Genomic DNA, 22,360 nt, shown 5'->3' on the forward strand with positions numbered 1-22,360 from the left:
GGAACGCGCCAAGGCGAGACGACGTCCGCCGGACGACCACGCACCGATTTTCACGCACACAGGGTGTCGCCGTCAGGCGACCGGATTACTGACCCACCGTCACCGGACGAGAGCTGCCACGTCGATCGCGTCGGCGAGCGCCTTCATGCCCGCGTCGTTGAAGTGGAGGTGGTCGCCCGGGTCGTAGGCCGGCTGGATGCGATCGGGGCGGGCGGGGTCGCGGACTGCCCTGTCGAAGTCCGCGACCCCGTCGAAGAGTCCGCTGCGGATGAGGGCGTTGATCTCGTGCCGGAGGCCCTCACGGCCCGGCGTCCAGCCCCGGTGGCCGCCGAACGGAGTGAGGGTGGCGCCGATGACACGGAGGCCGTGGGCGTGCGCGCGGGCCACGACCAGGCGATACGCCCGCACGAAGGCGCCCGGATCGGTCTGGGGCGGTGTGCCCGTGAGGTCGTTGACGCCCTCCAGGACGACCACCGTACGTGCTCCGGTGCGGGTGAGGACGTCGGCGTCCAGGCGGGCCAGGGCGCTCGGTCCGACCCCGTCGAGGAGGAGGCGGTTGCCGGCGATCCCGGCGTTCAGGACTCCGGGCCTGCGACCCTCGGGCAGCCCGCGCAGACGCTCCGAGAGCAGGTCGGGCCAGCGCTGGTTGGCACCGTGGGAGGACCCGTTGCCGTCGGTGAGGGAGTCGCCGAGCGCCACCACACTGCCGGCGGCGGCCGGACGCAGGACGTCGACGCCGGTCACGTAGTACCAGTGGGAGACCGTGGTGGTGTACGCGGCTCCGCCGGTGTCGGCGGCACGGTTCCCGTCCCGGGCGAGGTAGTTGGTCTGCAGGGCGGTGCGGTGGTAGGTCGCCGGACCGGAGTCGGTGGGCGTGTGCACGGTGACGAGGAGGTTGGCGTCCGCCGGGACGCGCAGACGGACGGGGTCGGTGACGCGGTCCTGACCCACGGGGACGATCACGGAGGTGGCACCGGCGAAGGTGGCAGTGCGCAGGGAGCCCTGGACGGCCTCGGCTCCGGTGGGCGCGTCCGGCCGCTGCACCGCGACGGTGACGGCGTCGAGCCGTAGCGGGGCGGTGCCGAGGCGATTGGAGACGCGGATGCGGGCGGCGTCGCCGCCGACGCTGGTGTGCACGACGTTGCGGAACGAGGCGCCCGGCTGGGCGGGGGCGGTTCCGGAGGGGGCGGCCTCCCACGTGCCGGTCCACCGCGGGGCCGTCTCGACACGGGTGGACGCTCCAGGGAAGGCGGCCGCGGTCGACACGAGAGTCAGGGCCACAACGGCGAGGCAGCGGCGCAGGGTTCCCGACACGCAGGCCAGGTGGTTCATACGGACACGCCCTCTCCTCACGGGCGGCCCCGGGACGCGGGGCCGGGAAGCCTCCCATCACTTCCCGTGGCACAGCGACGAGTTAACACCCCGTCACACGTACGGACGCACGCGTCGCCGCCGGCTTCGTCCAGAAGTTCGTCAACTGTCTTCCGGGGACGGCGCTGGGCGGATCCCACCGGACGGCTCACCCGGCCCATGCGCAGCATCGCGGATGACCCGAGCGCGGTCCGCCTGCTGTACGCCGGGTGGCCTGCTGGTTCAGTGGGACGACGTGGGTGGGCGGGAGGTGAGGCCTGTGGAGTGGGTGACGAGTTGGACGAGGCGTTCGGCGAGATCGTCGTCGAGAGGCGAGGCAACCAGACCCAGAACCTCACCGCACTCGCTCTCCAGACGTAGGTAGGAGACGGAATGGACCCTGTGCGTGCGACCGGCGGACCCCAGCGTGGATCGCACCAGACGGTCGAGCGCCGGCGTGCCGCTCTCCAGAACCCGGTGGGCCGCCGCCACCTCCTCCTCGGGGGCCGCGAGCCGGTAGGCCTCGGTGAAGACCCTGTCCAGCAGAGAGTCGACCGGGACATCGAGCAGCGCGTGCGTCGTCGTGTTCACGCGGACGATGCGCAGCCGGCCATCCAGGACATGCAGGCCCACCAACGAAACGATGCGTATCGTTCGACAGGTGGGCATGCTGCTGGTGGCATCCGATCAAGACATCGTGAGCTGAATGCGAGCAAAAAACGCCGCCAGGTACTCCAGCAGTTCGGTCAGGCCGGTGCGGTACTCGCAGCAGGAGTGTTTGGCTGTCGGCATGGGCGAATTCAGCGAGGCCGAACGCGCGTATCTGAGCTCTCAGCGACTGGGGCGGCTGGCCACCGTCGATCCGCATGGACAACCGCAGGCCAACCCGGTCGGGTTCTGCCTCCAGGAAGACGGAACGCTCCTGATCGGCGGCCACGCGATGGGCGCCACCAAGAAGTGGCGGAACCTGCGGAAGAACCCCAAGGTGGCGCTGGTCGTCGACGACATCGTGAGCCTGAGCCCGTGGCGGGTGCGCGGGGTCGACATCCGCGGGGATGCGGAACTCCTCACCGGCCCGCACGACTTGGGGCCGCACTTCAGCGACGAGGTGATCCGGATCCGGCCTCGGCGGATCCACAGCTGGGGTCTGGAGGAGCAACCCTAGGGCAGCGGGCGCACACCCTCCAGCGTGAGCAGCCTCAGCTTGCGGTCGAGGCCGCCCGCGTAGCCGGTCAGGGAGCCGTCCGCGCCGATCACACGGTGGCAGGGGCGGACGATGAGCAGCGGATTGGCGCCGATCGCACCGCCGATGGCGCGGACGGCGGCCCGGGACGCGCCGATCCGGGCGGCGATCGCACCGTACGTCGTGGTCGCGCCGTAGGGCACGGAGTCGAGCGCCGCCCAGACCCGCTCCCGGAACTCGGTGCCATCCGTACGCAACTCCAGCTCGAACTCCTTGAGTTCACCGGCGAAGTAAGCGGCGAGCTGCCGCTCCGCCTCCCGGAAGAGACCGGGAGCGTGCCGCCATTCCGGCTGGAGGATGCGGCCGCCCTTCTGACCGGGCACGGACAGGGAAGTGAGGGCGCCGGACTCGTCGGCGGTGAGGAGCAGCACGCCGACGGGACTGTCGAGGGTCGTGTAGTGGACACGATCGTGCAGAGCCATGATCAGAGTTCTTCCTGTTCGTCCGGGGTCGGTTCGCCGGCCGTCCGGATGTGCTGGAGAGCGTACGAGCGCCACGGGCGCCAGGCGTCGGGGACGTCCTCGCCCGGCGGTGCCACGTCAGGGTCGCCGAGGGCGCGGGTGCGGATGAGCGCGGCGGTGTGCGGATCCATGCCCGGCAGGGCGAGCAGAGCCTCGTGGGCATCGTCGCGGTCGGCGCCCGCGTCCAGGCGGAGGATGCCGTCGGCGAGGGCCGAGGCGAGGGCGGCCGGCGGGCCGTGCGGCTCGGCCTCGGCGAGTGCGGCCGGTTCCGGGAACACGTGGGTGAGGGTGCCGTACGGGGAGTCGAGCGCCTTCCCGTACCGACGGACGAGCTCCTCGGCCCGGCTCCGCCCGACGAGCGCGCGCACCGCGAACTCCTCCGGGTCGGCCGCGCCCGGAGAGCGCAGACCGGGACGGGCGGCGACCAACGGGGCGAGACGGGGGTCGGCGGCGAGACGCTCGTCGACGGCGTACGGATCGGCGTCGAGGTCGAGCAGCCGCCGCAGCCGCTGAACGGCGGTGGTGAGGTCGCGGGGGTCGGTGAGATGCAGCCGGGCGTCGAGCCAGCCGCCGGCGTGGCCGACCTCGTGCGACCGGGACGCCGGGCGGCCGGGCCGCTCGTCCACGGAGACGACAGCGGTGCCGTAGGGCAGCCGGAGCGCGCGACGGTAGGTGCGCCGTCCGCGCGGGCCCCCAACCTCCTCGATGCCCGGCACCGCCTCACGGGCGAGCAGCTCGAACACGGCGCTGGACTGGTACGGACCGCGGTATGCGAGCCGCAGCGGGATCCCCCTTGACGGCTCGGCCGCGCGTCGGGCGGCCGAGCCGCCTCGCGGTGCGGCGGCACGCAGCCCTCTCGGGGTGGCGGCATACACCGCCTTGATCGTGTCGTTGAACTGGCGCACGCTGGCGAACCCGGCCGCGAAGGCGATCTCCGTGACCGGCAGCGCGGTGGTCTGCAGCAGGACGCGGGCGGTGTGGGCGCGCTGGGCCCGGGCGAGCGCGACGGGTCCGGCGCCGACCTCGGCGGTGAGCTGCCGCTGCACCTGACGGGCGCTGTAGCCAAGGCGCCGGGCGAGCCCGTCGACGCCTTCCCGGTCGACGACGCCGTCCTTGATCAGACGCATGGCGCGCCCCACGACGTCCGCGCGCACGTCCCACTCCGCCGAGCCGGGGACGGCGTCCGGACGGCACCGCCGGCAGGCCCGGAACCCGGCGCTCTGCGCGGCGGCGGCCGTCGGATAGAACCGCACGTTCCGCCGCTTGGGCGTCACGGCGGGGCAGCTGGGACGGCAGTAGATCCCGGTCGTCTCGACGGCGAAGAAGAACTCACCGTCGAACCGGGCGTCCCGGCTGCGCACCGCCTCGTACCTGGTGTCTTCCTGGGTCACGCCTTCCAGTCTCGCCGAAGGCAGGGACCGGGGCTGGCGGGATTCGGACACGGCGCTGCGGCGCTATGGAGCCATGGAGCCATGGGCAATCGTGCCGCTGCGGCGGTCTACCGCCACCGCCCCCGCTTCGCCTCCATCGCAGCCTTCCCCTGCGCTCCCCTCCGTTTCCACTCCCGGCGCAGCTCGGCCCGCACCCGCGCGTCCGTCTTGGCCACGATCCACTGGTTCTCGCGCAACAGCTTCCGGTAGCTCTCCAGCCGCCGCTCGGGCAGCTCCCCGGCCTCCACCGCGCCACGCACAGCGCACCCCGGCTCCGCGGCGTGGGCGCAGTCCTGGAAGCGGCACTCCCTGGCCAGGTCCTCGATCTCGGAGAACACCTGGCCCACGCCGGTCTCGGCGTCCCAGAGCCCCACCCCGCGGAGCCCGGGCGTGTCGATGAGGACTCCGCCGCCCGGCAGCGCGAGCAGATTGCGCGTGGTCGTGGTGTGCCGGCCCTTGCCGTCCATGTCGCGCGTGGCCTGCACGTCCATGACTTCCTCTCCGAACAGCGCGTTGGCGAGGGTGGACTTCCCCGCTCCGGACTGCCCGAGCAGCACGGACGTGTCACCGGAGAGGATGGCGGCGAGGACGTCGAGCCCTTCTCGCCGCTGCGCGCTGACCGGCACCACCTGCACCCCGGGCGCGGTCGTCTCCACGTCCTGGACGAGGTGCGAGAGCGTTGCCGGGTCCGGCACCAGATCCGCCTTGGTCAGCACCACGACCGGCTGTGCCCCGGACTCCCAGGCCAGCGCGAGGAAGCGTTCGACGCGGCCGAGGTCCAGCTCCACGGCGAGCGAGACGGCGACGACCGCGTGGTCGACGTTGGCCGCGAGGATCTGCCCCTCGGAGCGCTTGGAGGAGGTGGAGCGCACGAAGGCGGTCCGGCGCGGCAGATACGTCCGTACGTAGCGGGGGTTGCCCGCGGGTTCCACGGCGACCCAGTCGCCGGTGCACACGACTCGCAGGGGGTCGTGCGGGGTGACGAATGCGGTGTCGGCGCGCAGCACTCCGTCGGCGGTGACCACATCGCACTGGCCGCGGTCGACCCGGACGACCCGCCCGGCGAGCAGTCCTTCGGAGTCGTAGGGCGCGAACGCGTCCGCCCATGCGTCGTCCCAGCCGTAGGGGACGAGGGCGGAGAACGCGGAGAAAGCAGAGGTGGAAGTCAAGGGAGACCCTTCACAAGGGTGGCCCCGGTGGGCGCGTACGCGCTCCTCGGACGAGGTGTCAGCCGGTAGCCACGGAGGTGGACTTGATGAACTCCTGAATGCGGGCAGCGCCCATCGCAAGGACAGTCATCGGTCGACACCTCCCGTTCTCCACTCGGCCGGCAGCGGTGGCCGACGGCCGCCGCGAGAAGCAGCCCCACCATAGTGGGGCCCGTGGAGCGCGTGCCACCGTATTTCCGGCCGGTGTCGGCGGGTCGTGCCTCGGTGTCACGCGGGGCACTTCTGCGGAGGATCTGGTCGAGACCCACCGCGACGACGACGAGGGTCCCGGTGGCGACGGCCTGGTAGACCGGAGCGGAGCACGTTGACGATGAGGGTTCCGATGAGGGTGCCGAGCACGCTCCCCCGGCCGCCGAAGAGGCTGGTTCCGCCGAGGCCGTGCGGGTTCACGGCCGTGGTGCGGAGGAGGTGAGGTTCGCGTGACTGAGCCGCCCCTGCTGGCGCTGCGCGGCATCTCCGACGGTTCGGTGCCGTCCAGGCCCTTCAGGACGTCGACCTGGAGGTTCACAGAGGTGAGGTGGTCGCCCTTCCGGGCGACAACGGTGCGGGCAGGTCCACCCTCATCAGGGTCATCGCCGGGGTCCCCGCCGACAAGGGCGTCATCGAGTGGGAGGGCCGGGCCGTGCAGATCAGGACCGCCCGGGCCGCCCAGCACTCCTGTGCAGGCCGAAGGCCGTCCTCCTCGACGAACCGACCGCAGCCCTCGACCTCCGGCAGGCGGGCCATCTCCTCGACCTGGTCGACGAACTCCGTGAGCAGGGGGCGGGGGTGATCCTCATCAGTCACAACATGGGAGACGTCAAGGCCGTCGCGGACCGGGCGGCGGTGCTGCGGCTCGGCCGCAACAACGGCTTCTTCCATGTGCCGACCACACCACAGGACAGGATCATGTCCTCCATCATCGGCGCCGCGAGCAACCCGTGACCCAGGGCGGGATCCGGGCCGGGGTCAGCCCGCCGTGGAGCAGCCGACCCCGTTCACCGTGAAGTCGTGCGGCTCCGCGTTGCCGCCGTGCCACGAGGAGAGGAAGCCGACCGCGAAGGTGCCGTTCGCGGCGACCTTCTTGTTGTAGTCGGCGGCCCTCGCGGTCACCTCAGAGCCGGCCTGGGTGAAGGTGCCGTCCCACATCTGGGTGATGCGCTGGCCGTCCTTGAACGTCCAGCCGATGCTCCAGTCCTCGAGCGCCCTGCTCGAGGTGACCGTGACCGTCGCCTGGAAACCCTCCGGCCACTCGCTGTCCACGTGGTACTTCACCCGGCAGGGCGCCGCGGTGTCCTCGCCCGGTGTGGACGCGGTGGGCGAGTCCTTCACCGGGCTCGTTGACCTGCCCTGCGGTTCGGTGTCGGAGTCCCCGCTCTTCGTCCCGGTGGCCGGGGCGGACGGGCGCGAGGTCGCCAAGGTGCCGCCCGCACCGTTGCCCGGGACCGAGCCGAGGGACGGCACGGAGGTCGCCGGGTCGGCGACGGGCCGGCTGCCGGCCGATGCGCCGCGCGCGGCGGTCTGCCCGCCGGAGTCACCGAGTTGCATGAGGGAGACCGTCAGTGCCAGCGCCGACACGGTGACGGCGGCGGCCAGGATCCCGGCGCGGCCGATCCGGGGCCGCGGCACGGTGCCCACGGCGATGCCCCGGTCCGTGCCGGCGTCCGTGCGCCCGCCGCTCAGCCCGGCCTCCGCCGCCCGGCGCCGCCGCTCCAGATACGCGAGCCCGCCCCAGCCGATCACTCCCCCGGCCAGCGCGGCGGGCGTCCCCCCGCCGTGCAGCCGCAGGCAGGCCGCCGCCTCCGCGCACTCCACGCAGGTGGCGAGGTGCCGCGAGAGGTCCGCGGGCGTCTCGGCCTCCGGTGCGCGGGTGACCGCGTCGAGGAGCCGGGCGTAGCTGCGGCAGTCGGGGTCCATGGGCGTGTCCAGGTGGTTGCGCTGGCAACGGTCCCGGAACAGCGCCCGCACCTGGGCGAGTTCGGCGGCCGCGGCCGCCGGGTCCAGACCGAGCCGGCGCGCCACGTCGGACAGCGGCAGCGCCTCGACCTCCGTCAGCCACAGCAGCGCGGCGTCCGGCTCCTGCATGTCCTTGAGTCCGCGAAGGGCCAACGGACGCTGGAGGGGCGGTCCGGTGTACCGTGCGGCCTTCTCGGAGTTGAGCCACAACCGAAGATCGGGGTCGAGCCGGTGCCCCCTGCCCTCCGCCTCCCATGCCGCGGCGGTGTTGCGCACCGCCGTCAGCAGCAGGGGGATTCCGGGCAGCCGCGGGGTGCGGCGCCCGCCGGCCCGGCCCTGGGCCTCGGTGGCGCGGGCCTCCTGGATGCCGTGCGTGAACGCCTCGGTGGCCAGCTGCCTGCCGGCCGCCGATCCGGACGTGCACAGGTCGGCGTACGACAGCACCGCGTCCCAGCTCTCCGAGAACAGCGCGGCCTCGGCGGCGTCCTGGGGGCTCGGCAGGTCGGGCATGGGGGCTCCTGCATCAACTGCTTCCACAAGCAAAGTCAACTCGCCCGGGATACACGGGAGTTGAGGGTCGCCTCACGACAGGCCCAGAGCCTTTCACGCTTCTCACACAACTGACAAGCGGCGTATTCAATTGCCGTTACCAGTGGTCGCGCGCTGTTGAGTTGTACGGATCGCGACCCCACTTCGACTCAGCGTGTGGGGCACGCGATTGCACCGTTACGCGTGGGACGGCTCTTCGGCTCCTTCCTTCGCCGGAAGGCTGTCCATGAAGGAGCTGACGGAGAACACCGCGCGGCCGGGTCCGGGTGGGCCGTAGCCGGGGGGCGAGGAGAGCCCGAAGTCGTCCATCGTGGCGCGGTAGGCCTCGAGCAGGCGGATGTGGTACTCCAGCGGCGCACCCTGCGGGTTGGCCTTGCCGAGCGGGGTGGTGGGCTCCGGGCACCAGGTGGTGAAGCGGGGCGTGATGCCGTGCGACATGAAGAAGCGCAGGCCCTCCGTGGTCGAGGCGATCGCCTCGTCGACCGTGGTGAAGCCGAAGGGCCCGGCCATCTCGACACCCGCCACGAAGTTGGGGATCACGTTACGGGCGCCGAAGACCTCCGCCGAGTCGAGGATGCGCCGGTGCCACTCGTCGCGCCCGACATACCGCTCCTTGCCGGGGCAGTACAACTCGAACAGGCGCCGGTCCCACACCTCGTAGTTGGGGTGGTAGATCTGCACCCCGTAGTCCTTGAACCGCTGCACGTCGTCCTTCGGCAACGCCTGTGCGACGACCTTGCCGATCCAGCGGCCCGGGAAGCGCTCCTCGATGGCCTTGGCGTAGTGCCCGTAGAAGTCGGCCTCGTCGCGGCCCGCCACCTTGGAGGTGATCGCGCCACCGGTGAGCGTGTAGGCGGTGGACGCCTTCTGGGTGTCGTACCGGTCGATGATCTCCAGCGCCTCGAGGACCTCCTCGACGTCCTTCACGCCGGTGTAGGGCCGCCCGGCCGCCTTGTGCTGGCGCCAGTTGTGGTTGATGTCGCAGTACTGGCACTCCTCCTTGGCGCCGAAGTACTGGCAGACGCGGAAGACGGTGAGGTAGATCAGATAACCCCACTGGATGGTCGGGGCCACCTCCATCACGGACTTCCCGTTGGAGAGGGTGTGCCGGTAGTACTCAGGCATGGGCGGTACTCCGACGTCCGCGATCCGCCGCCCGTCGAGGTAGAGCCCGAGCAGCCCTTCCTCGTCGGCGGCCACACGGTAGGGCGAGGCCGGATTGACCCGGACGGAGACGACGGTCCGCCGCAGGTCGTAGGGACCGCCGGTGAGGATGATCTCCTCGGGCGGGCGCCGCAGCGCCGCCTCGCCCAGTTCGGGCAGGGTGCCGTGGTCGAAGGAGAAGATGAAGTACGACTTCGGCTTGACCTCGCCGTTCTCGTTGTCGGAGAGGGCGGACGCGTCGAAGGCCACACCTCCGCGCAGCAGGTCCTCTTTGAAGACGGCTTCCCGCGGTACGTGCGGGAATCGCTCCATCAGATCCTCGACCAGTGCGGTGCGGCTGCCCATCCCGTGTCTCCTCCCGGCTCAGGCGTTCGACTCCTCACGGTATGCCCCCGCCCGCCCGTCACCTGTGCCGGGTCCCCTCGCGCCGCGCGATGTACGCCGGAACGACGCCGCATCGGGCAGGGGAGACCGGACCATGACCAGGAAGGCTACCGATATCGTAGACATTGGCAGGGATATTTACTGAATCAGATGACTGAAGGTTGGCATTCAACTGAATCCGCACCACGCGATGTCGCCGAGGTAGGTTCACGGTGAGTTCGTGGCTCTGGATGCCACAGGGAGGGACGACGAGATGACCGCGACCGTGACCAACTGGGCGGGCAACATCACCTACGCCGCCAAGGAGCTGCACCGTCCGCACTCGCTCGACGCACTGCGCTCTCTCGTCGCGGACGGCGCGCACGTGCGGGTGCTCGGCAGCGGGCACTCCTTCAACGAGATCGCCGAACCGGGCGCCGACGGCGTCCTGCTCTCGCTGGCCGCGCTGCCGGCCGAGGTGGATGTCGACACGGCGGCCCGCACGGTACGGGTCGGCGGGGGCGTCCGATACGCCGAACTCGCCCGTGTGGTGCACGAACACGGGCTCGCGCTGCACAACATGGCATCCCTGCCGCACATTTCGGTCGCGGGCTCGGTGGCGACCGGCACACACGGCTCGGGCGTCACCAACGGCTCGCTCGCCTCGGCCGTGCGCGAGGTGGAGCTGGTCACGGCCGACGGGGAGACGGTGCGGATCGCCCGGGGCGAGAGCCGCTTCGACGGCGCCGTGACCGCGCTCGGCGCGCTCGGCGTGGTCACCGCGCTCACCCTCGACCTGGAGCCGGACTACGAGGTCGAGCAGCGCGTGTTCACCGAACTGCCCCTGGAGGGACTGGACTTCGAGACCGTGACGGCGACGGCCTACAGCGTGAGCCTGTTCACCGACTGGCGCGCGCCGGGGTTCCGGCAGGTGTGGCTGAAGCGGCGCACCGACCAGCCACTGCTGGACTTCCCGTGGGCCGCGCCGGCCACCGAGGCGCTGCACCCCGTACCGGGCATGCCGGCGATCAACTGCACCGGACAGTTCGGCGTCCCCGGCGCCTGGCACGAGCGGCTCCCGCACTTCCGGGCGGACTTCATGCCGAGCAGCGGTGCCGAACTGCAGTCGGAGTACCTGCTGCCGCGCCCGTACGCTTTCGACGCACTGCACGCCCTGGACGCGATCCGCACGACGGTGGCGCCGGTGCTGCAGACCTGCGAGGTGCGGACGGTTGCCGCCGACGCGCAGTGGCTGAGCCCCGCCTACGGCCGGGACACCGTCGCGGTGCACTTCACCTGGGTCGAGGACACGGCGGCCGTCCTGCCCGTGGTGCGGCGGGTGGAGGAGGCGCTCGACGCCTTCCAGGCACGCCCACACTGGGGCAAGGTGTTCACCGTGCCGGCTCAGGTGCTCCATGAGCGCTACCCCCGGCTCGGCGACTTCGCTGCGCTGGCGGCGAAGCTGGACCCGGCGGGCAAGTTCCGCAACGCGTTCGTCCGGGAAACCCTCGGACTGCTCTGAACGGCGACTTCATAAACCCCCTTTCCTAACTCCTTGTAGAAGGCCCCTCCGCGCCGTAGGCTCACGCCGCGCCGAGGCACTGGGCCTCGCCAATGGCCCGGAGGGACCCAGGAAACGTGCCCGCGAAGCGCACCTCACGCGACATTCGCACCGCGAACCGTTACGAGGTGCTGCGCCAGATCATCGCCCGGTCGCCCACGTCCCGGCAGGAGCTGGCGGCCGCCACCGGGCTCAGCCTGGCGACGGTCGCCACGCTCGTCGGCGAGCTCCTCGACCTCGGCATGCTGACCGAGGTCGGCTTCGAGGACTCGGCGGGCGGCCGGCCGCGCGGACTGATCGCCGTCAACGCGTCCGGGGGCGCGCTGATCGGCGTCGACATCGCGGAGACGTACGTGCGCGTAGAGCTGTTCGACCTGGCGCTGAACATGCTGGCCCGCGCCGCCGAGGACATGCGTCCCGGCGAGAACCGTCCGGAGCAGGTGGTCGCCCATGTGGCCGCGGCCGTCGGCTCGGTGGTCACCCAGGCCGGTGTGGAGGGCGCCCGTGTCCTGGGCGTGGGCGTCAGCGTGCCGGGCCAGGTCGACCGCGACCGGGGCGTCTCGGAGTACGCACCGAACTGGGACTGGCACGACGTGCCACTGCTGGACCTGCTCGCCGAGCACATCGCCTACCCCCTGTACCTGGACAACCCGCTGCGCGCCTGCGCGGTCGCCGAGCTGTGGTTCGGCTCGGCCCGCGGACGCGGGGACGCCGTGGTCGTCAACCTGGGCACCGGCGTCGGAGCCGGGCTCGCGCTGGGCGGCGGGCTGCACCGCGGCGTCAGCAACAGCGCCGGCGAGTGGGGCCATACGACGCTGGTGCTGGACGGGCGGCTGTGCCACTGCGGCAACCACGGCTGCGTGGAGACCTACGTCGGGGCACCCGGCATCATGCTCAACCTGCGGGAGCTCAGCCCGCGCAGTTCCCTGCTGCACCCCGAGGACCAGACCGCGACCATCGACGCCCTCGCCCACGGAGTGGCCGCACAGGACCCGGTCGCGCTCAAGGTCGTCCGGGACACCGGCCGTTACCTCGGCGCGGGGATCGGCGACCTGGTCAACCTCCTCAACCCGGAGGTGGTCGTGCTCAGCAGCTGGGTCGCGGCCACGCTCGGCGAGCCGCTGCTGAACGAGGTGCGTGAGGCCGTCGGCCGGCACGCGCTGAGACGGCCGTTCGCCGCCACCGAGATCGTCCTGTCTTCCATTCCCACCGACCCGGTGTGCCTCGGAGCCGCGACCTTCGCACTCGAAGGCGCGCTCCAGGCGCCCCGCAGAGGACAAGCGCAGCCCGCCAAACGCACCACCGCCGCAAGGAGCCGTACCGCACCGCCTTCATGACGACGGAAGGGATGCACAGTTGACGCGCACCGGCACAGCCACCCGCAGATCGGTCCTCACGACAGCCGCGGCCGCACTCGCTGTCACGGAAGCCCTGATATCCGCCCCGCCCGCCGGGGCCGCCGACCCCGCGGCGGCCGAGGCGCATTCCTGTGGCCTCCGGTCATCGGCCAGGACCCCCGTGCCTGGACCGTCCAGGTGGCACCGTCCTCCTACATGACCAACCAAACCGTCAACCACCACCTGATTCATCATCGAAGGAGCCGACAGCGCACGCTCCACTTGGCGGGACGCACTGCGACTGTTCGAACGGGCTGGGGCCACAGCCGACGCGGAGGAGCTTCGTCGCACCGCGGGACCGTTCTGACGGGACGGTACCCGGCCTCCGCGGCCCGCGTCGGCGGCGCGGACGTTCGCAGCACCGGGCGTTCGGGACCAACTCCGGCAACCGGACCGCCGCCAGCGCCAGTGACCGTACGCCGCGCACTCTTCGACCGCGGAGCGTGCGTCGCGGCGTGCGCCCCGCCACGCTGACTGGGCGCCACGAGTGGTTCGGGACTGCGAAGGGCAGCGGAGCGGCCAGTTCATCGACGACCCGAAATCGATCAGTGCCCTCCACGTGCGTTGTGCGAAACTGCGCTCACACGGCGATTCCAGGGGCCTGCTGGAACGGATGCGAGGGGCTATGACCACCACCGAACCGGCTTGGTTCAAGAGCAGCTACAGCGGCGATGACTCCGGCGACTGCGTAGCAGTAGCCCTCTGCCCCACCACCATCCACATCCGCGACTCCAAGAACACCCCTGGCCCGCAGCTCACCCTCTCTCCCGCCGCCTCGTCGGAGTTCCTGGGGTTTGCCGCGCACGGACGAAACCGCTTCTGAGCGCCATGGCCCGTGCCGGTCTCACCGCGGAGCGCCTCGTCGCAGCCGCAGCCGACCTCGCGGACGAGGTCGGCTTCGACAACGTCACGCTGTCCGCACTCGCGCGGCGCTTCGGGGTGAAGGACGCGAGCCTGTACTCGCACATCAGCAATCTGCAGGACCTGCGCACCCGCGTCGCTCTGCTCGCGGGCGGCGAGATGATCGACCGGATCGCCATGGCGGTCGCCGGACGCGCCGGCAAGGACGCGCTGACCGCCTTCGCGGGCGCGTACCGGGAGTACGCCCACCGGCACCCGGGGCGGTATGCGGCCACCCAGATCCGTATGGACCAGTCCCTCGTCGCCGACTCCCCCGCCATGCGCCGCACCGCCGAGATCACCTACGGCATGCTCCGCGCCTACGGTCTCGACGAACCCGACCTCACCGACGCCGTACGCCTGCTGCGCAGCACCTTCCACGGCTACTGCGCCCTCGAGGCCACCGGCGGCTTCGGCGCGTCCCGGGACGTACAGGCGTCCTGGGACAGGGCCGTCGACGCCTTGCACGTGGCGTTGCAGCAATGGCCCCGCGAGGAGAAGAAGGACGATGGCTGACCCCGGCGCCAGATGGTCGATGAGATGGTCGGCCACGCGGCGGATCGCCTTGTGCGAGGTGTACACGCGGTCGTCGACGTGCCGAGGCTTCCCGTCCCAGGCGGTCCGGGTGGCCGCGAGCGCGAGGACGTGGTCGACCATGGCGGTGACGGCCTCGGCGGGCTCTTGCGGTACGGAATCGGTCATGACCCGAAACGTAAGGGCCCGTCGTTTCGGTGCGCCGAAGTGTGCAACGCGGACCTGGGGCGCCCCGGTTCCGGTCGGGACGCCCCAGGGGCTGTGGGCGGGGGCCGTACGCCTGGTGCGCTCGGCCTCCACGGGAGGGGGCCACCGTCAACGTGAAAGACCCTCCGGTATCAGATCTTGCGCCACCGGCGCGTCGCGCACCAGACCCTCGTACACCGTCGCGCCGTGGACGGACGTTTGTCAGCCGGACGTGCTCGGCGGTCGCCACCATCGGCGTCACGTGAAGGTGTTGTCGGCGTTGCGGTCCTTGCCGAACCAGTAGTAGTAGCCGCCGACCTTGATGACACCGCCCCCGTGGGCGTGGACCACGCTGCCCGACGTGTCCCTGAACTGTGTGCCGTTGGTGACGGTCGGGCCGCGGCCAGGACGGGACCGGCGGCGGCCAGGGCGCCGGCCAGAGCCAGACACAGGGCGAGGAGGATCCCGTACGCACGTCTCATCTCACGCACTCTCAACTGGCGGGCCGTCCCGCACCAGGTGAACAAGCGGGGTACCAACATCGAGGGCGCGAACGTGCGGTGGGGGGACGGGACCACACACCGGATCTTCATGCCAGGCACCAAGGACACCGTGTACATCAACCTGCATGAGGCGAGCGGCCGGCGGTCACTCCTCACCTTCGACTACAACGGCCCGGTGACGCTGGGTGGGGTACGTCTGTTGCCACCGGCCGGAATACCCACGTCCTCGGACCTGCGCCGCTCACGGCGGCTGCGGATGAACTGGGCCAGCTCCTGCCGCTGCCGCTCGGTGGACACCTGTATCTCCCCACTCCCCCACCCCTGCGACCACCCTGAACGCTGTCACGGACGCAGGGCGGTCCATTATTCACCGCGCGACGTGTGAAGGTGACGGCGCCTGAGGCCATTTGAGGATCGAGGCCCGTGGTCCGCGCGGCGGCCGGCATCGGCGGACAAGGCGCCGCCCGCGGGCGCTCCGCGCCGAGCCGGCCGCCCCGGCGGTCTCCCGGGCCGCGCGCAGGTTAACCGGTCGTCGTCCGGGACCGGCAGCCAGACGAACGCTGCGACGATCAGATCGCGCACCGGACCGGCCGGGCGCATTCCATATGCTGGTCGATTTATCATGACAACCGCCTCCCTCCTGCGTCTCGGGTACTCGCCCACGTACCGGACACCCCCGGGTGTCCACCCGCCCGTCGATTGGCTTGATGGCATGACCAGCAACACCACTCCCGCGCTCGCCGAGGCCCTCGCCACCGGAACGCTCGTCCTCGACGGCGGTATGTCGAACCAGCTCGAGTCGGCCGGGCACGACCTGAGCGACGAGCTGTGGTCGGCGCGGCTGCTCGCGGAGCGCCCGGAGGCGATCGTCGAGGCGCACCTCGCGTACTTCGAGGCGGGCGCGGACGTGGCGATCACGTCCAGCTACCAGGCGACGTTCGAAGGCTTCGCGGGGCGTGGCATCGACCGCGAGCGGGCGGCCGGACTCCTCGCCCTGAGCGTGGACCTGGCGCGCGAGGCGGCGGAGCGGGCGCGGGCCAAGGGTGCCACCCGGCCTCTGTGGGTGGCGGCGTCCGTCGGGCCGTACGGGGCGATGCTCGCGGACGGCTCCGAGTACCGGGGCCGCTACGGCCTCACGGTCGCCGAGCTGGAGGCCTTCCACCGTCCCCGCCTGGAGGCGCTGGCCGCGGCCGGACCCGACGTGCTGGCCATGGAGACGGTCCCCGACGCGAACGAGGCGGCGGCGCTGCTGCGCGCGGTGTCCGGGCTCGGTGTCCCGGCCTGGCTGTCGTACACCGTCTTCGGCGACCGTACGCGCGCGGGACAGCCACTGGAGGAGGCGTTCGCCCTGGCCGCCGACGCGGACGAGGTGATCGCGGTGGGCGTCAACTGCTGCGCGCCTCAGGACGTGGACGCCGCGGTCGAGACGGCCGCGCGCGTGACGGGCAAACCCGTGGTGGTCTACCCGAACAGCGGCGAGACCTGGGATGCCCGGGCACGTGCCTGGGACGGCCGCAGCACGTTCACCACCGGCCAGGTCACGGGCTGGCGCGATGCCGGAGCGCGGCTGATCGGCGGGTGCTGCCGGGTGGGTCCGGAGGCGATCGCGTCGATCGCCGAGACGCTTCGGGCGGCCCCGGCGTCCGCCTGATCGCTTCGGGCGCGCGACGGTCCCGGAGATCCGCCCGGCGGTCTCACCCCGCGTCGCTGCGACGCACACCACCGGGCCGCCGCAGGCGTCGCACCGCAGACAAGGGCGCGGCCCCCCGCAGCAGCGAACCGCTCCCGGCGCCCGGCGCGGCGGCGGTCTCCTGTGGCATGAGTGCGGCCTCCCACAGCTCCATCTCCGTGTCCCGGGGGCCATGCACGACCGGGTCCCCGTCGCCGCCGAAGATCCGTACCGGGTGCGAGGCGTCCCACGCGGGCCAGCCCGGGTCGCCGTCCGTGGCGAAGCGCACCCAGGCGGTGTGCATTTCGTGCGCGAGTTCGCGGGGCGCGTCGGGCCCGGCCAGTTTCTCCGCTTCCGGCACGCCGGCGCTGTCGAAGACGAAGCCCAGTTCGAGGGCGTGGCAGGCACCGAGGCCGGGCAGGCCCGAGCGCCAGGCGAACTCGTAGACATAGGAGGGCGCGTGGCCCTCGCCCGCACGGAACTCGGCCAGGCGGTGCAAGGGATGGCGGAGCAGATAGTCCGTGACCATGTGGCCCACCAGGTCGGAGATGGGGGCGTCCGGACGGGCGTTGCGGTAGCCGCGGGGGACGTCGGGGCCGCAGTGGCAGCGGGCCATCGCACCGGCCATGGCGACCGCGCCCAGTCTGTCGATACGGTCGGTCAGCCCGGTCGGCGCGAGCCACAGCCGGTGCTCCTCGCTGGTCCAGCCCATGAGCAGGGGGACGTCCGGGGCGGCACCGTCCAGCAGTGCCTCCAGCGGGTCGCGGGGCACCAGGTCACCGTCGACGACGATACCGAAGGCGGGCCCGCCGAGGATCGGACTGGCCCGGCGGCCCACCTCCGCCTGGGTGTCGGCCAGCAGGGTGCGGTCCACCTGGGCGAACGCGGCCGCCGTCGCCGGCACCTTCAGCCTCGTGGCCATGCGCCGCACCAGACGCCGGACCCGGTCCCGGTCCGTCGACTCCGGCGGCCCGCTCTGCAGCACCGCCCGCTGGAACAGCCCCCGGGTGCGCGGACTCGCCAGCAGGGCGCCGATGCTGATCGCACCTGCGGACTCACCGAAGACGGTCACCCGATCAGGATCGCCGCCGAACGCGGCGACGGCGCCGTGCACCCATTCCAGCGCGGCGAGCTGGTCGCGCAGCCCGGGGTTGGGCGGGGCGTCCGGGAAGAGCCCGTAGCCCTCCACGCCCAGGCGGTAGTTGAAGGAGACGAGGACGACGCCGTCGCGGGCGAAGGCGCTGCCGCCGTAGACGGGCACGGCGGAGGAGCCGCGGGTCAGGGCACCGCCGTGCACCCACACCATCACCGGGAGCCGGGCGCCGGGGCTCGGATCCGGCGTCCACACATTGAGGTTGAGGCAGTCGTCCCCGGCGACGACCGGATCGGAGAGATAGCGGGCGAAGGCCTCCGAGTACGGCGGCTTGGGCGGCGTCGGCCCGAACGCGCCCGCGTCCCGCACCCCGTCCCAGGGCTCGGGCGGCACGGGCGGCCGGAAGCGGTGCGGGCCGAAGGGCGGGGCGGCGAAGGGGATGCCGCGGAAGACGGCTACGCCTTGCTCGTACCGGCCGCGCACGGCTCCGTAGGGGGTGCGGACCACGGGGTCCGACGCGCTCGCCGGATTCACGGCCACCTCGTCCGCACGCTCCATACGGCTCTCTCCTCACACGCCGGGGGCTGCCCGTCTCACCGCATCACATCACTACCCAGGCGCGCGGCTCGGTCCTACGGGGTGGGCGGCGTGTCCTGCCACCGCCGCCCTACGGCAGCTGAGCGGCCCACCGGATGCCGCCCAGGAGATGGGCACGGAAGTCCGGGTCCTCGTACGCCTCGGAGGCGTGTCCGAGCGCCGTGTAGAACAACCGGCCGGCGCCCTGCTCGCGGCACCACACGAGCGGGTGGTCCTCGCCCATCCCGCCGCCCTCGTACGAGGATTCGTCCGCGGAGGCGAGCACGCGCACCGACCCGCGCGGGCTGGCCCGGAAGTCGTACCACTCGTCCGTGAACTCCCAGACGGCGGGCAGGTGCCTGGTCGCCGGATGGTCGTGGTCCTCGACGACCGCCTTGCCCGGCTGGTACGCGGGGTGCCGGGTGAACCAGGTGCCCAGCATCTCGCCGTAGTACGGCCAGTCGTACTCGGTGCACGCGGCCGCGTGCACGCCGACGAAACCGCCGCCGCCGCGCAGGTACGCCTCGAGCCGGGTGCGGCCCCGCGGTGTGAGAACCTCACCGCTGGTGGACAGGAAGAGGACGGCCGCGTACGCGTCCAGCGGAGTCTCGAAGGCGCCGGGGTCCTCGGTGGCGTCGGCCTCGAAGCCGTGCGCTGCCCCGAGGGTGCGCACGGCGGCGACGGCGTCCGGGATGGAGTCGTGGCGGTAGCCGGTGGTGCGGGTGTACACGAGGACGCGGAAGGCCATGGCCTGAGACTAAGGGCACGGCCGACCTGTCCCGACGCCCGCGCGTCCGATTCGTTCAAGACCCGGCCCCGGCCGTCTGCCTACGGTGGCCGTATGACTCCACGATTCGATGTGATCGGTCTGGTCGTCTCCGACCTGGCCGCGTCCCTCGCCTTCTACCGTCGCCTCGGGCTCGTCTTCCCCGAGGGTGCCGAGGAGCAGCCGCATGTCGAGGCCGGGCTGCCCGGCGGGCTGCGGCTCGCCCTGGACACCGAGGAGACTGTCCGTTGCTTCCACGCCGGCTGGCAGGCGCCGACCGGGGGCGGCCGGGTCTCGCTCGCCTTCCGGTGCGGCTCCCCCGCCGAGGTGGACAGCGTCTACGAGGGCCTGGTGGGCGCCGGGTACCACGGCGAACTCAAGCCGTGGGACGCCGTGTGGGGGATGCGGTACGCGGTCGTGCACGACCCGGACGGCAACGGCGTCGACCTGTTCGCGGACCTATCCGCGGGCCAGTAGGTCGCCCAGCGGCATCCCCGCCAACGCGCGTACGTCCCGCGCCAGATGAGCCTGGTCCGCGAAGCCCGCGCGGGCCGCGGTCTCGGCGAAGGGCATCCCGGACCGCGCCAGCACGAGCGCCCGCTGCAATCGCAGCACACGGGCCAGGGTCTTCGGCCCGTACCCGAACGCGGCGAGTGAGCGGCGGTGCAACTGACGTGTGCCCAGGCCGAGTTCGTCGGCGGTGGCGGCGACCGAGCGGCCCGCGTCCAGCGCCGCGACCACCGCACCGAGCAGCGGGTCGGGGGGCGCAGAGCGCACGGCCCGGTCCAGCGCGATCTCCTCGAGCGCGGTCGCGGGATCGGCGGCGGCCTCCACGCGCCCGGTCAGCCTGCGCACCCGTGCGGCGGGCCACAGATCCGCCAACTCGACGCGTCGATCACGCAGTTCATAGGCCGGAACGCCAAGGAGGGCCGGTGCGGTGCCGGGCTGGAAGCGGACGCCCGCCCAGCGACGGGGCGCGCCCCCGGGGTGGTACGGGCGTGTGTCGGGACCAGCGACCAGGAGCCTGCCCTCGGTCCACAACAGGTCCATGCAGCCGTCGGGCAGGACCGGCCGGACGACGCGGTCCTCAAGGGTGCGCTTCCACACCACCGCGCCGGTCAGCCGTGACGGCCTCTCCACGTACACGCACGCCAGGCTACGCCCGCCTACACCGTCCGCGTCCGGTACTCCTGTGGGCTGATGCCGTACACCCCCTTGAAGGCGCTCGACGGGGCGAACGCGCTGCCGTACCCGACCTGGCGGGCGACCGTGTCGAGGGTGTCCTCGGTGTCCCTCAGCCGGTCGGCGGCGAGGGCCAGCCGCCAGCCGGTCAGGTAGGCCATCGGCGGCTCCCCCACCAGCTCGCTGAACCGGCGGGCGAGCGCGGCCCGGGACACCCCGGCCGCGGCCGCGAGCGACGCCACCGTCCAAGGGCGCGCGGGGTCGGCCTGCGCGAGCCGCAGCACCCGGCCGACGACCGGGTCGGCGAGCGCCCGGTACCAGGCGGGCGCCTCCGCCTCCGGCCGGGAGAACCAGGCTCGCAGCGCGGCGATGACCAGCAGGTCCAGGAGCCGGTCCAGGACGACCTCCTGGCCCGGTCGGTCGCGCACGACCTCGTCCATGAGGATCGGGGTGAGCGGGCAGTCCCACACCTCGGGGGTGAGGGAGAGCAGCGGAGGCAGGGCGTTCAGGAGCCGGCCACTGATCTCGCCCTCCAAATCAAGTAGGTGCCGATGAGCATGACCGTCGAACCGTCGAAACGGTCGCCCCAGGTGCGGACGTCCAGGTCCATGGCCCCGTTCAGGGAGCGTCCGTCGGGGTGGCGGCACTCGCCTCCCGGCAGGATCAGTGCCTGCGGCTCGGTCGCCGGGTCGTCGCCGCAGGTGTAGGGGGCCGGACCGCGCACGATGGCGAGGTCCCCCGCCCGCAGCCGCACCCGCTCCCCCGCCTCCGGTACCACCCAGGCGTCCCCGCGGACCATGAGCATCACCGTCAGCGGAGCCCGGTCCTCGACCCGCACGGCCCACGGCGGGTCGAAGCACGCCCGGATCATGAAGGCGCCCCGCGCGCGGGGGCCCTCCAGGAGGCCTGCGAGTGCGTCCATGGCGACAGCGTAGGCGGGTGCCTCGGGGCGAACGGGCGAAGGGGCGAACGGGCATCGGGTAGCCGAGGCCGCGCGCGGCCGGGCTGAACGTGCGGGCGGCGTGACCGCCTCTACTCCCCCGAGTCGTCGCCCTTCTGCGGCGGATGGGCGCTGCGCGCATGTGCCCGCAGGCGCGATGTGACGTCCTCCGGGGGCAGGAAGCGTGACCAGCGTTCCGGGAACTCGGAGGGCATGTCCGGGTCGTCGGGGTCGGCCGCGCGGGCGGCGGCTCGGGCCACGTACTCCGCGGCCTGCTCCTGCCGCAGCCGCTCGTTCTCGGCGCGGGCCGCCGCCGTGGCCGCGGCCGGCCAGACCCGGTCGATCGCCGCGTTGACGGCGGCGCCCACAAGGACCGCGAAGGCAGACACACCGATCCACAGCAGCACGGCCACGGGCGCGGCCAGTGAACCGTAGATCGTCGGTCCCTCGATGGTCTGGGTCAGGTAGATGCGCAGCAGGAAGGACCCGAGCACCCACATCGCGAGGGCCACCAGGGCCCCGGGTACGTCCTCCACCCACGGCGACCGCACGGGCACGGACACGTGGTACAGCGTCGTCAGGAACACGATCGACAGGACGACGACCACCGGCCAGTACAGGACCTGCACCACCGTCGTCGACCAAGGCACGATGTTCACCACCGCGTCGGGACCGGCCACCATCAGGGGCAGGGCGACCGAGCCGATCAGCAGCGCCACGATGAAGAGGACGAAGGCGAGCAGCCGTGTCTTGACGATGCCCCGGGTGCCGTCGAGGCCGTACATCACCGTGATCGTGTCGATGAAGACGTTCACCGCCCGCGACCCCGACCACAGGGCGAACAGGAAGCCGATGGAGATGACGTCGGGGCGGCCGCCCTTCATCACATCGTGCAGGATCGGCTGGGCGATCTCCGTGACGCCCTTGTCGGAAAGGACCGTACGGGACGCCTCCAGGAGGTTGTTCTCCAGGCTCTGGATGGTGTCGGCACCGGTCCAGTCGTCGACGTAGCCCAGCAGCCCGATGAGGCTCAGCAGCAGCGGCGGCACCGACAGCAGCGTGAAGAACGCCGCCTCGGCCGCGAGCCCGAGGATCCGGTACTCCATGCACGAGTTGACCGTGTCCTTCAGCAAAAGCCAGGCGGTCCTGCGCTTGGAGACGTTCCGGTAGAGGGCACGCGCCCGATGGAGTCGGCCGGACGGCCGCTCGGGGTTCTCTCTTGCTGCTGACTGCACGTCTTAACCGTATCCGCCGCCGGTGTCCACGCTCATCTCCTGGTGGGGCGGGCCCGAAGGGTCTGTGGCGCCCGCCTCGGCGATGTGGGTGACC

18 protein-coding genes and 7 pseudogenes are annotated in these 22,360 nt (G+C 72.0%); 10 read left to right on the top strand and 15 right to left on the bottom strand.

Annotated features, from left to right (window positions below):
• Positions 1-99: 99 nt before the first annotated feature.
• Complete coding sequence (locus tag ACZ3TS_RS25855; protein ID WP_467622171.1) at positions 100-1,332, bottom strand: SGNH/GDSL hydrolase family protein; 1,233 nt, start codon at positions 1,330-1,332, stop codon at positions 100-102.
• 261 nt (positions 1,333-1,593) lie between these two features.
• A complete protein-coding gene (locus ACZ3TS_RS25860; protein ID WP_467622174.1) occupies positions 1,594-1,983 on the bottom strand; it encodes a PAS domain-containing protein in 390 nt (129 codons plus the stop codon).
• 157 nt (positions 1,984-2,140) lie between these two features.
• Between ACZ3TS_RS25860 and ACZ3TS_RS25865 the strand changes: the two genes are divergently transcribed.
• Positions 2,141-2,515: a PPOX class F420-dependent oxidoreductase gene (locus ACZ3TS_RS25865; protein WP_467622177.1), complete on the top strand. Its 375-nt coding sequence runs from the start codon at positions 2,141-2,143 to the stop codon at positions 2,513-2,515.
• On the opposite strand, the gene ACZ3TS_RS25870 is transcribed toward ACZ3TS_RS25865, so the two are convergent.
• The 4 genes and pseudogenes from ACZ3TS_RS25870 to ACZ3TS_RS25885 form a co-directional block, all read right to left on the bottom strand.
• Positions 2,512-3,015, bottom strand: a complete 504-nt coding sequence (locus ACZ3TS_RS25870; protein ID WP_467622180.1) for a methylated-DNA--[protein]-cysteine S-methyltransferase — start codon at positions 3,013-3,015, stop codon at positions 2,512-2,514. The two genes, ACZ3TS_RS25865 and ACZ3TS_RS25870, sit on opposite strands and share 4 nt — an antisense overlap.
• 2 nt (positions 3,016-3,017) lie before the next feature.
• Complete coding sequence (locus ACZ3TS_RS25875; RefSeq protein ID WP_467622183.1) at positions 3,018-4,496, bottom strand: DNA-3-methyladenine glycosylase 2 family protein; 1,479 nt, start codon at positions 4,494-4,496, stop codon at positions 3,018-3,020.
• Positions 4,497-4,552: 56 nt separating this feature from the next.
• The gene (rsgA, locus tag ACZ3TS_RS25880) at positions 4,553-5,653 is read right to left on the bottom strand and encodes a ribosome small subunit-dependent GTPase A (protein WP_467622187.1); all 1,101 of its coding nucleotides are present in this window, start codon (positions 5,651-5,653) and stop codon (positions 4,553-4,555) included.
• 275 nt (positions 5,654-5,928) lie between these two features.
• Positions 5,929-6,088 (bottom strand): annotated as a pseudogene (locus ACZ3TS_RS25885) (ABC transporter permease); the annotation flags it as partial.
• A 44-nt stretch (positions 6,089-6,132) separates the two neighbouring features.
• On the opposite strand from ACZ3TS_RS25885, the pseudogene ACZ3TS_RS25890 reads away from it, so the two are divergent.
• A pseudogene (locus ACZ3TS_RS25890) lies at positions 6,133-6,637 on the top strand (ABC transporter ATP-binding protein).
• Positions 6,638-6,661: 24 nt separating this feature from the next.
• On the opposite strand, the gene ACZ3TS_RS25895 reads toward ACZ3TS_RS25890, so the two are convergent.
• Positions 6,662-8,158 (bottom strand): cellulose binding domain-containing protein, encoded by a 1,497-nt coding sequence (locus ACZ3TS_RS25895; RefSeq protein ID WP_467622190.1) that lies wholly within the window; start codon positions 8,156-8,158, stop codon positions 6,662-6,664.
• Positions 8,159-8,374: 216 nt separating this feature from the next.
• Positions 8,375-9,706: a radical SAM protein gene (locus ACZ3TS_RS25900; protein ID WP_467622193.1), complete on the bottom strand. Its 1,332-nt coding sequence runs from the start codon at positions 9,704-9,706 to the stop codon at positions 8,375-8,377.
• A 292-nt stretch (positions 9,707-9,998) separates the two neighbouring features.
• Here ACZ3TS_RS25900 and ACZ3TS_RS25905 point away from each other — a divergent pair, with 292 nt between their 5' ends.
• From ACZ3TS_RS25905 to ACZ3TS_RS25925, 5 genes and pseudogenes are all read left to right on the top strand, one after another.
• Positions 9,999-11,246, top strand: coding sequence for an FAD-binding protein (locus tag ACZ3TS_RS25905; RefSeq protein ID WP_467622195.1), 1,248 nt, complete (start codon positions 9,999-10,001; stop codon positions 11,244-11,246).
• 92 nt (positions 11,247-11,338) lie between these two features.
• On the top strand, positions 11,339-12,622 hold the full coding sequence (locus tag ACZ3TS_RS25910; protein ID WP_467622198.1) for an ROK family transcriptional regulator: 1,284 nt from the start codon (positions 11,339-11,341) through the stop codon (positions 12,620-12,622).
• A 135-nt stretch (positions 12,623-12,757) separates the two neighbouring features.
• Positions 12,758-12,871, top strand: a pseudogene (locus tag ACZ3TS_RS25915) (carbohydrate ABC transporter permease); the annotation flags it as partial.
• Between the two features lie 436 nt (positions 12,872-13,307).
• Complete coding sequence (locus ACZ3TS_RS25920; RefSeq protein ID WP_467622201.1) at positions 13,308-13,505, top strand: DUF397 domain-containing protein; 198 nt, start codon at positions 13,308-13,310, stop codon at positions 13,503-13,505.
• 5 nt (positions 13,506-13,510) lie between these two features.
• The gene (locus ACZ3TS_RS25925; RefSeq protein ID WP_467622204.1) at positions 13,511-14,098 is read left to right on the top strand and encodes a TetR-like C-terminal domain-containing protein; all 588 of its coding nucleotides are present in this window, start codon (positions 13,511-13,513) and stop codon (positions 14,096-14,098) included.
• A gap of 6 nt (positions 14,099-14,104) precedes the next feature.
• Here the strand turns inward: ACZ3TS_RS25925 and ACZ3TS_RS25930 are convergent.
• Both ACZ3TS_RS25930 and ACZ3TS_RS25935 read right to left on the bottom strand, forming a co-directional pair.
• A pseudogene (locus ACZ3TS_RS25930) lies at positions 14,105-14,284 on the bottom strand (hypothetical protein); the annotation flags it as partial.
• A gap of 282 nt (positions 14,285-14,566) precedes the next feature.
• A pseudogene (locus ACZ3TS_RS25935) lies at positions 14,567-14,784 on the bottom strand (beta-xylosidase); the annotation flags it as partial.
• Positions 14,785-14,818: 34 nt separating this feature from the next.
• Here ACZ3TS_RS25935 and ACZ3TS_RS25940 point away from each other — a divergent pair.
• Both ACZ3TS_RS25940 and mmuM read left to right on the top strand, forming a co-directional pair.
• Positions 14,819-14,992 (top strand): annotated as a pseudogene (locus tag ACZ3TS_RS25940) (autotransporter); the annotation flags it as partial.
• Positions 14,993-15,517: 525 nt separating this feature from the next.
• A complete protein-coding gene (mmuM, locus tag ACZ3TS_RS25945) occupies positions 15,518-16,456 on the top strand; it encodes a homocysteine S-methyltransferase (RefSeq protein WP_467622206.1) in 939 nt (312 codons plus the stop codon).
• Positions 16,457-16,499: 43 nt separating this feature from the next.
• On the opposite strand, the gene ACZ3TS_RS25950 is transcribed toward mmuM, so the two are convergent.
• The gene (locus ACZ3TS_RS25950; protein WP_467622209.1) at positions 16,500-18,125 is read right to left on the bottom strand and encodes a carboxylesterase/lipase family protein; all 1,626 of its coding nucleotides are present in this window, start codon (positions 18,123-18,125) and stop codon (positions 16,500-16,502) included.
• Between the two features lie 109 nt (positions 18,126-18,234).
• Complete coding sequence (locus ACZ3TS_RS25955) at positions 18,235-18,891, bottom strand: ThuA domain-containing protein (RefSeq protein WP_467622212.1); 657 nt, start codon at positions 18,889-18,891, stop codon at positions 18,235-18,237.
• A gap of 93 nt (positions 18,892-18,984) precedes the next feature.
• On the opposite strand from ACZ3TS_RS25955, the gene ACZ3TS_RS25960 reads away from it, so the two are divergent.
• A complete protein-coding gene (locus tag ACZ3TS_RS25960; RefSeq protein WP_467622214.1) occupies positions 18,985-19,386 on the top strand; it encodes a VOC family protein in 402 nt (133 codons plus the stop codon).
• On the opposite strand, the gene ACZ3TS_RS25965 is transcribed toward ACZ3TS_RS25960, so the two are convergent.
• The 3 genes and pseudogenes from ACZ3TS_RS25965 to ACZ3TS_RS25975 form a co-directional block, all read right to left on the bottom strand.
• On the bottom strand, positions 19,369-20,055 hold the full coding sequence (locus ACZ3TS_RS25965; RefSeq protein WP_467622217.1) for a helix-turn-helix domain-containing protein: 687 nt from the start codon (positions 20,053-20,055) through the stop codon (positions 19,369-19,371). The two genes, ACZ3TS_RS25960 and ACZ3TS_RS25965, sit on opposite strands and share 18 nt — an antisense overlap.
• Positions 20,056-20,075: 20 nt before the next feature.
• Positions 20,076-21,013 (bottom strand): annotated as a pseudogene (locus tag ACZ3TS_RS25970) (AraC family transcriptional regulator).
• Between the two features lie 110 nt (positions 21,014-21,123).
• Complete coding sequence (locus ACZ3TS_RS25975) at positions 21,124-22,266, bottom strand: YihY/virulence factor BrkB family protein (RefSeq protein WP_467622219.1); 1,143 nt, start codon at positions 22,264-22,266, stop codon at positions 21,124-21,126.
• Positions 22,267-22,360: the final 94 nt, after the last annotated feature.

The sequence above is a fragment of the Streptomyces sp. NPDC022910 genome, from assembly GCF_055561075.1.

Bases quoted from the DNA above. Each gene is read 5' to 3' on its own strand.
- ACZ3TS_RS25855 (WP_467622171.1), bottom strand. From the start codon at position 1,332: ATGAACCACCTGGCCTGCGTGTCGGGAACCCTGCGCCGCTGCCTCGCC.
- ACZ3TS_RS25865 (WP_467622177.1), top strand. From the start codon at position 2,141: ATGGGCGAATTCAGCGAGGCCGAACGCGCGTATCTGAGCTCTCAGCGA.
- ACZ3TS_RS25870 (WP_467622180.1), bottom strand. From the start codon at position 3,015: ATGGCTCTGCACGATCGTGTCCACTACACGACCCTCGACAGTCCCGTC.
- ACZ3TS_RS25895 (WP_467622190.1), bottom strand. From the start codon at position 8,158: ATGCCCGACCTGCCGAGCCCCCAGGACGCCGCCGAGGCCGCGCTGTTC.
- ACZ3TS_RS25900 (WP_467622193.1), bottom strand. From the start codon at position 9,706: ATGGGCAGCCGCACCGCACTGGTCGAGGATCTGATGGAGCGATTCCCG.
- ACZ3TS_RS25905 (WP_467622195.1), top strand. From the start codon at position 9,999: ATGACCGCGACCGTGACCAACTGGGCGGGCAACATCACCTACGCCGCC.
- ACZ3TS_RS25910 (WP_467622198.1), top strand. From the start codon at position 11,339: ATGGCCCGGAGGGACCCAGGAAACGTGCCCGCGAAGCGCACCTCACGC.
- ACZ3TS_RS25920 (WP_467622201.1), top strand. From the start codon at position 13,308: ATGACCACCACCGAACCGGCTTGGTTCAAGAGCAGCTACAGCGGCGAT.
- ACZ3TS_RS25925 (WP_467622204.1), top strand. From the start codon at position 13,511: ATGGCCCGTGCCGGTCTCACCGCGGAGCGCCTCGTCGCAGCCGCAGCC.
- mmuM (WP_467622206.1), top strand. From the start codon at position 15,518: ATGACCAGCAACACCACTCCCGCGCTCGCCGAGGCCCTCGCCACCGGA.
- ACZ3TS_RS25950 (WP_467622209.1), bottom strand. From the start codon at position 18,125: ATGGAGCGTGCGGACGAGGTGGCCGTGAATCCGGCGAGCGCGTCGGAC.
- ACZ3TS_RS25955 (WP_467622212.1), bottom strand. From the start codon at position 18,891: ATGGCCTTCCGCGTCCTCGTGTACACCCGCACCACCGGCTACCGCCAC.
- ACZ3TS_RS25960 (WP_467622214.1), top strand. From the start codon at position 18,985: ATGACTCCACGATTCGATGTGATCGGTCTGGTCGTCTCCGACCTGGCC.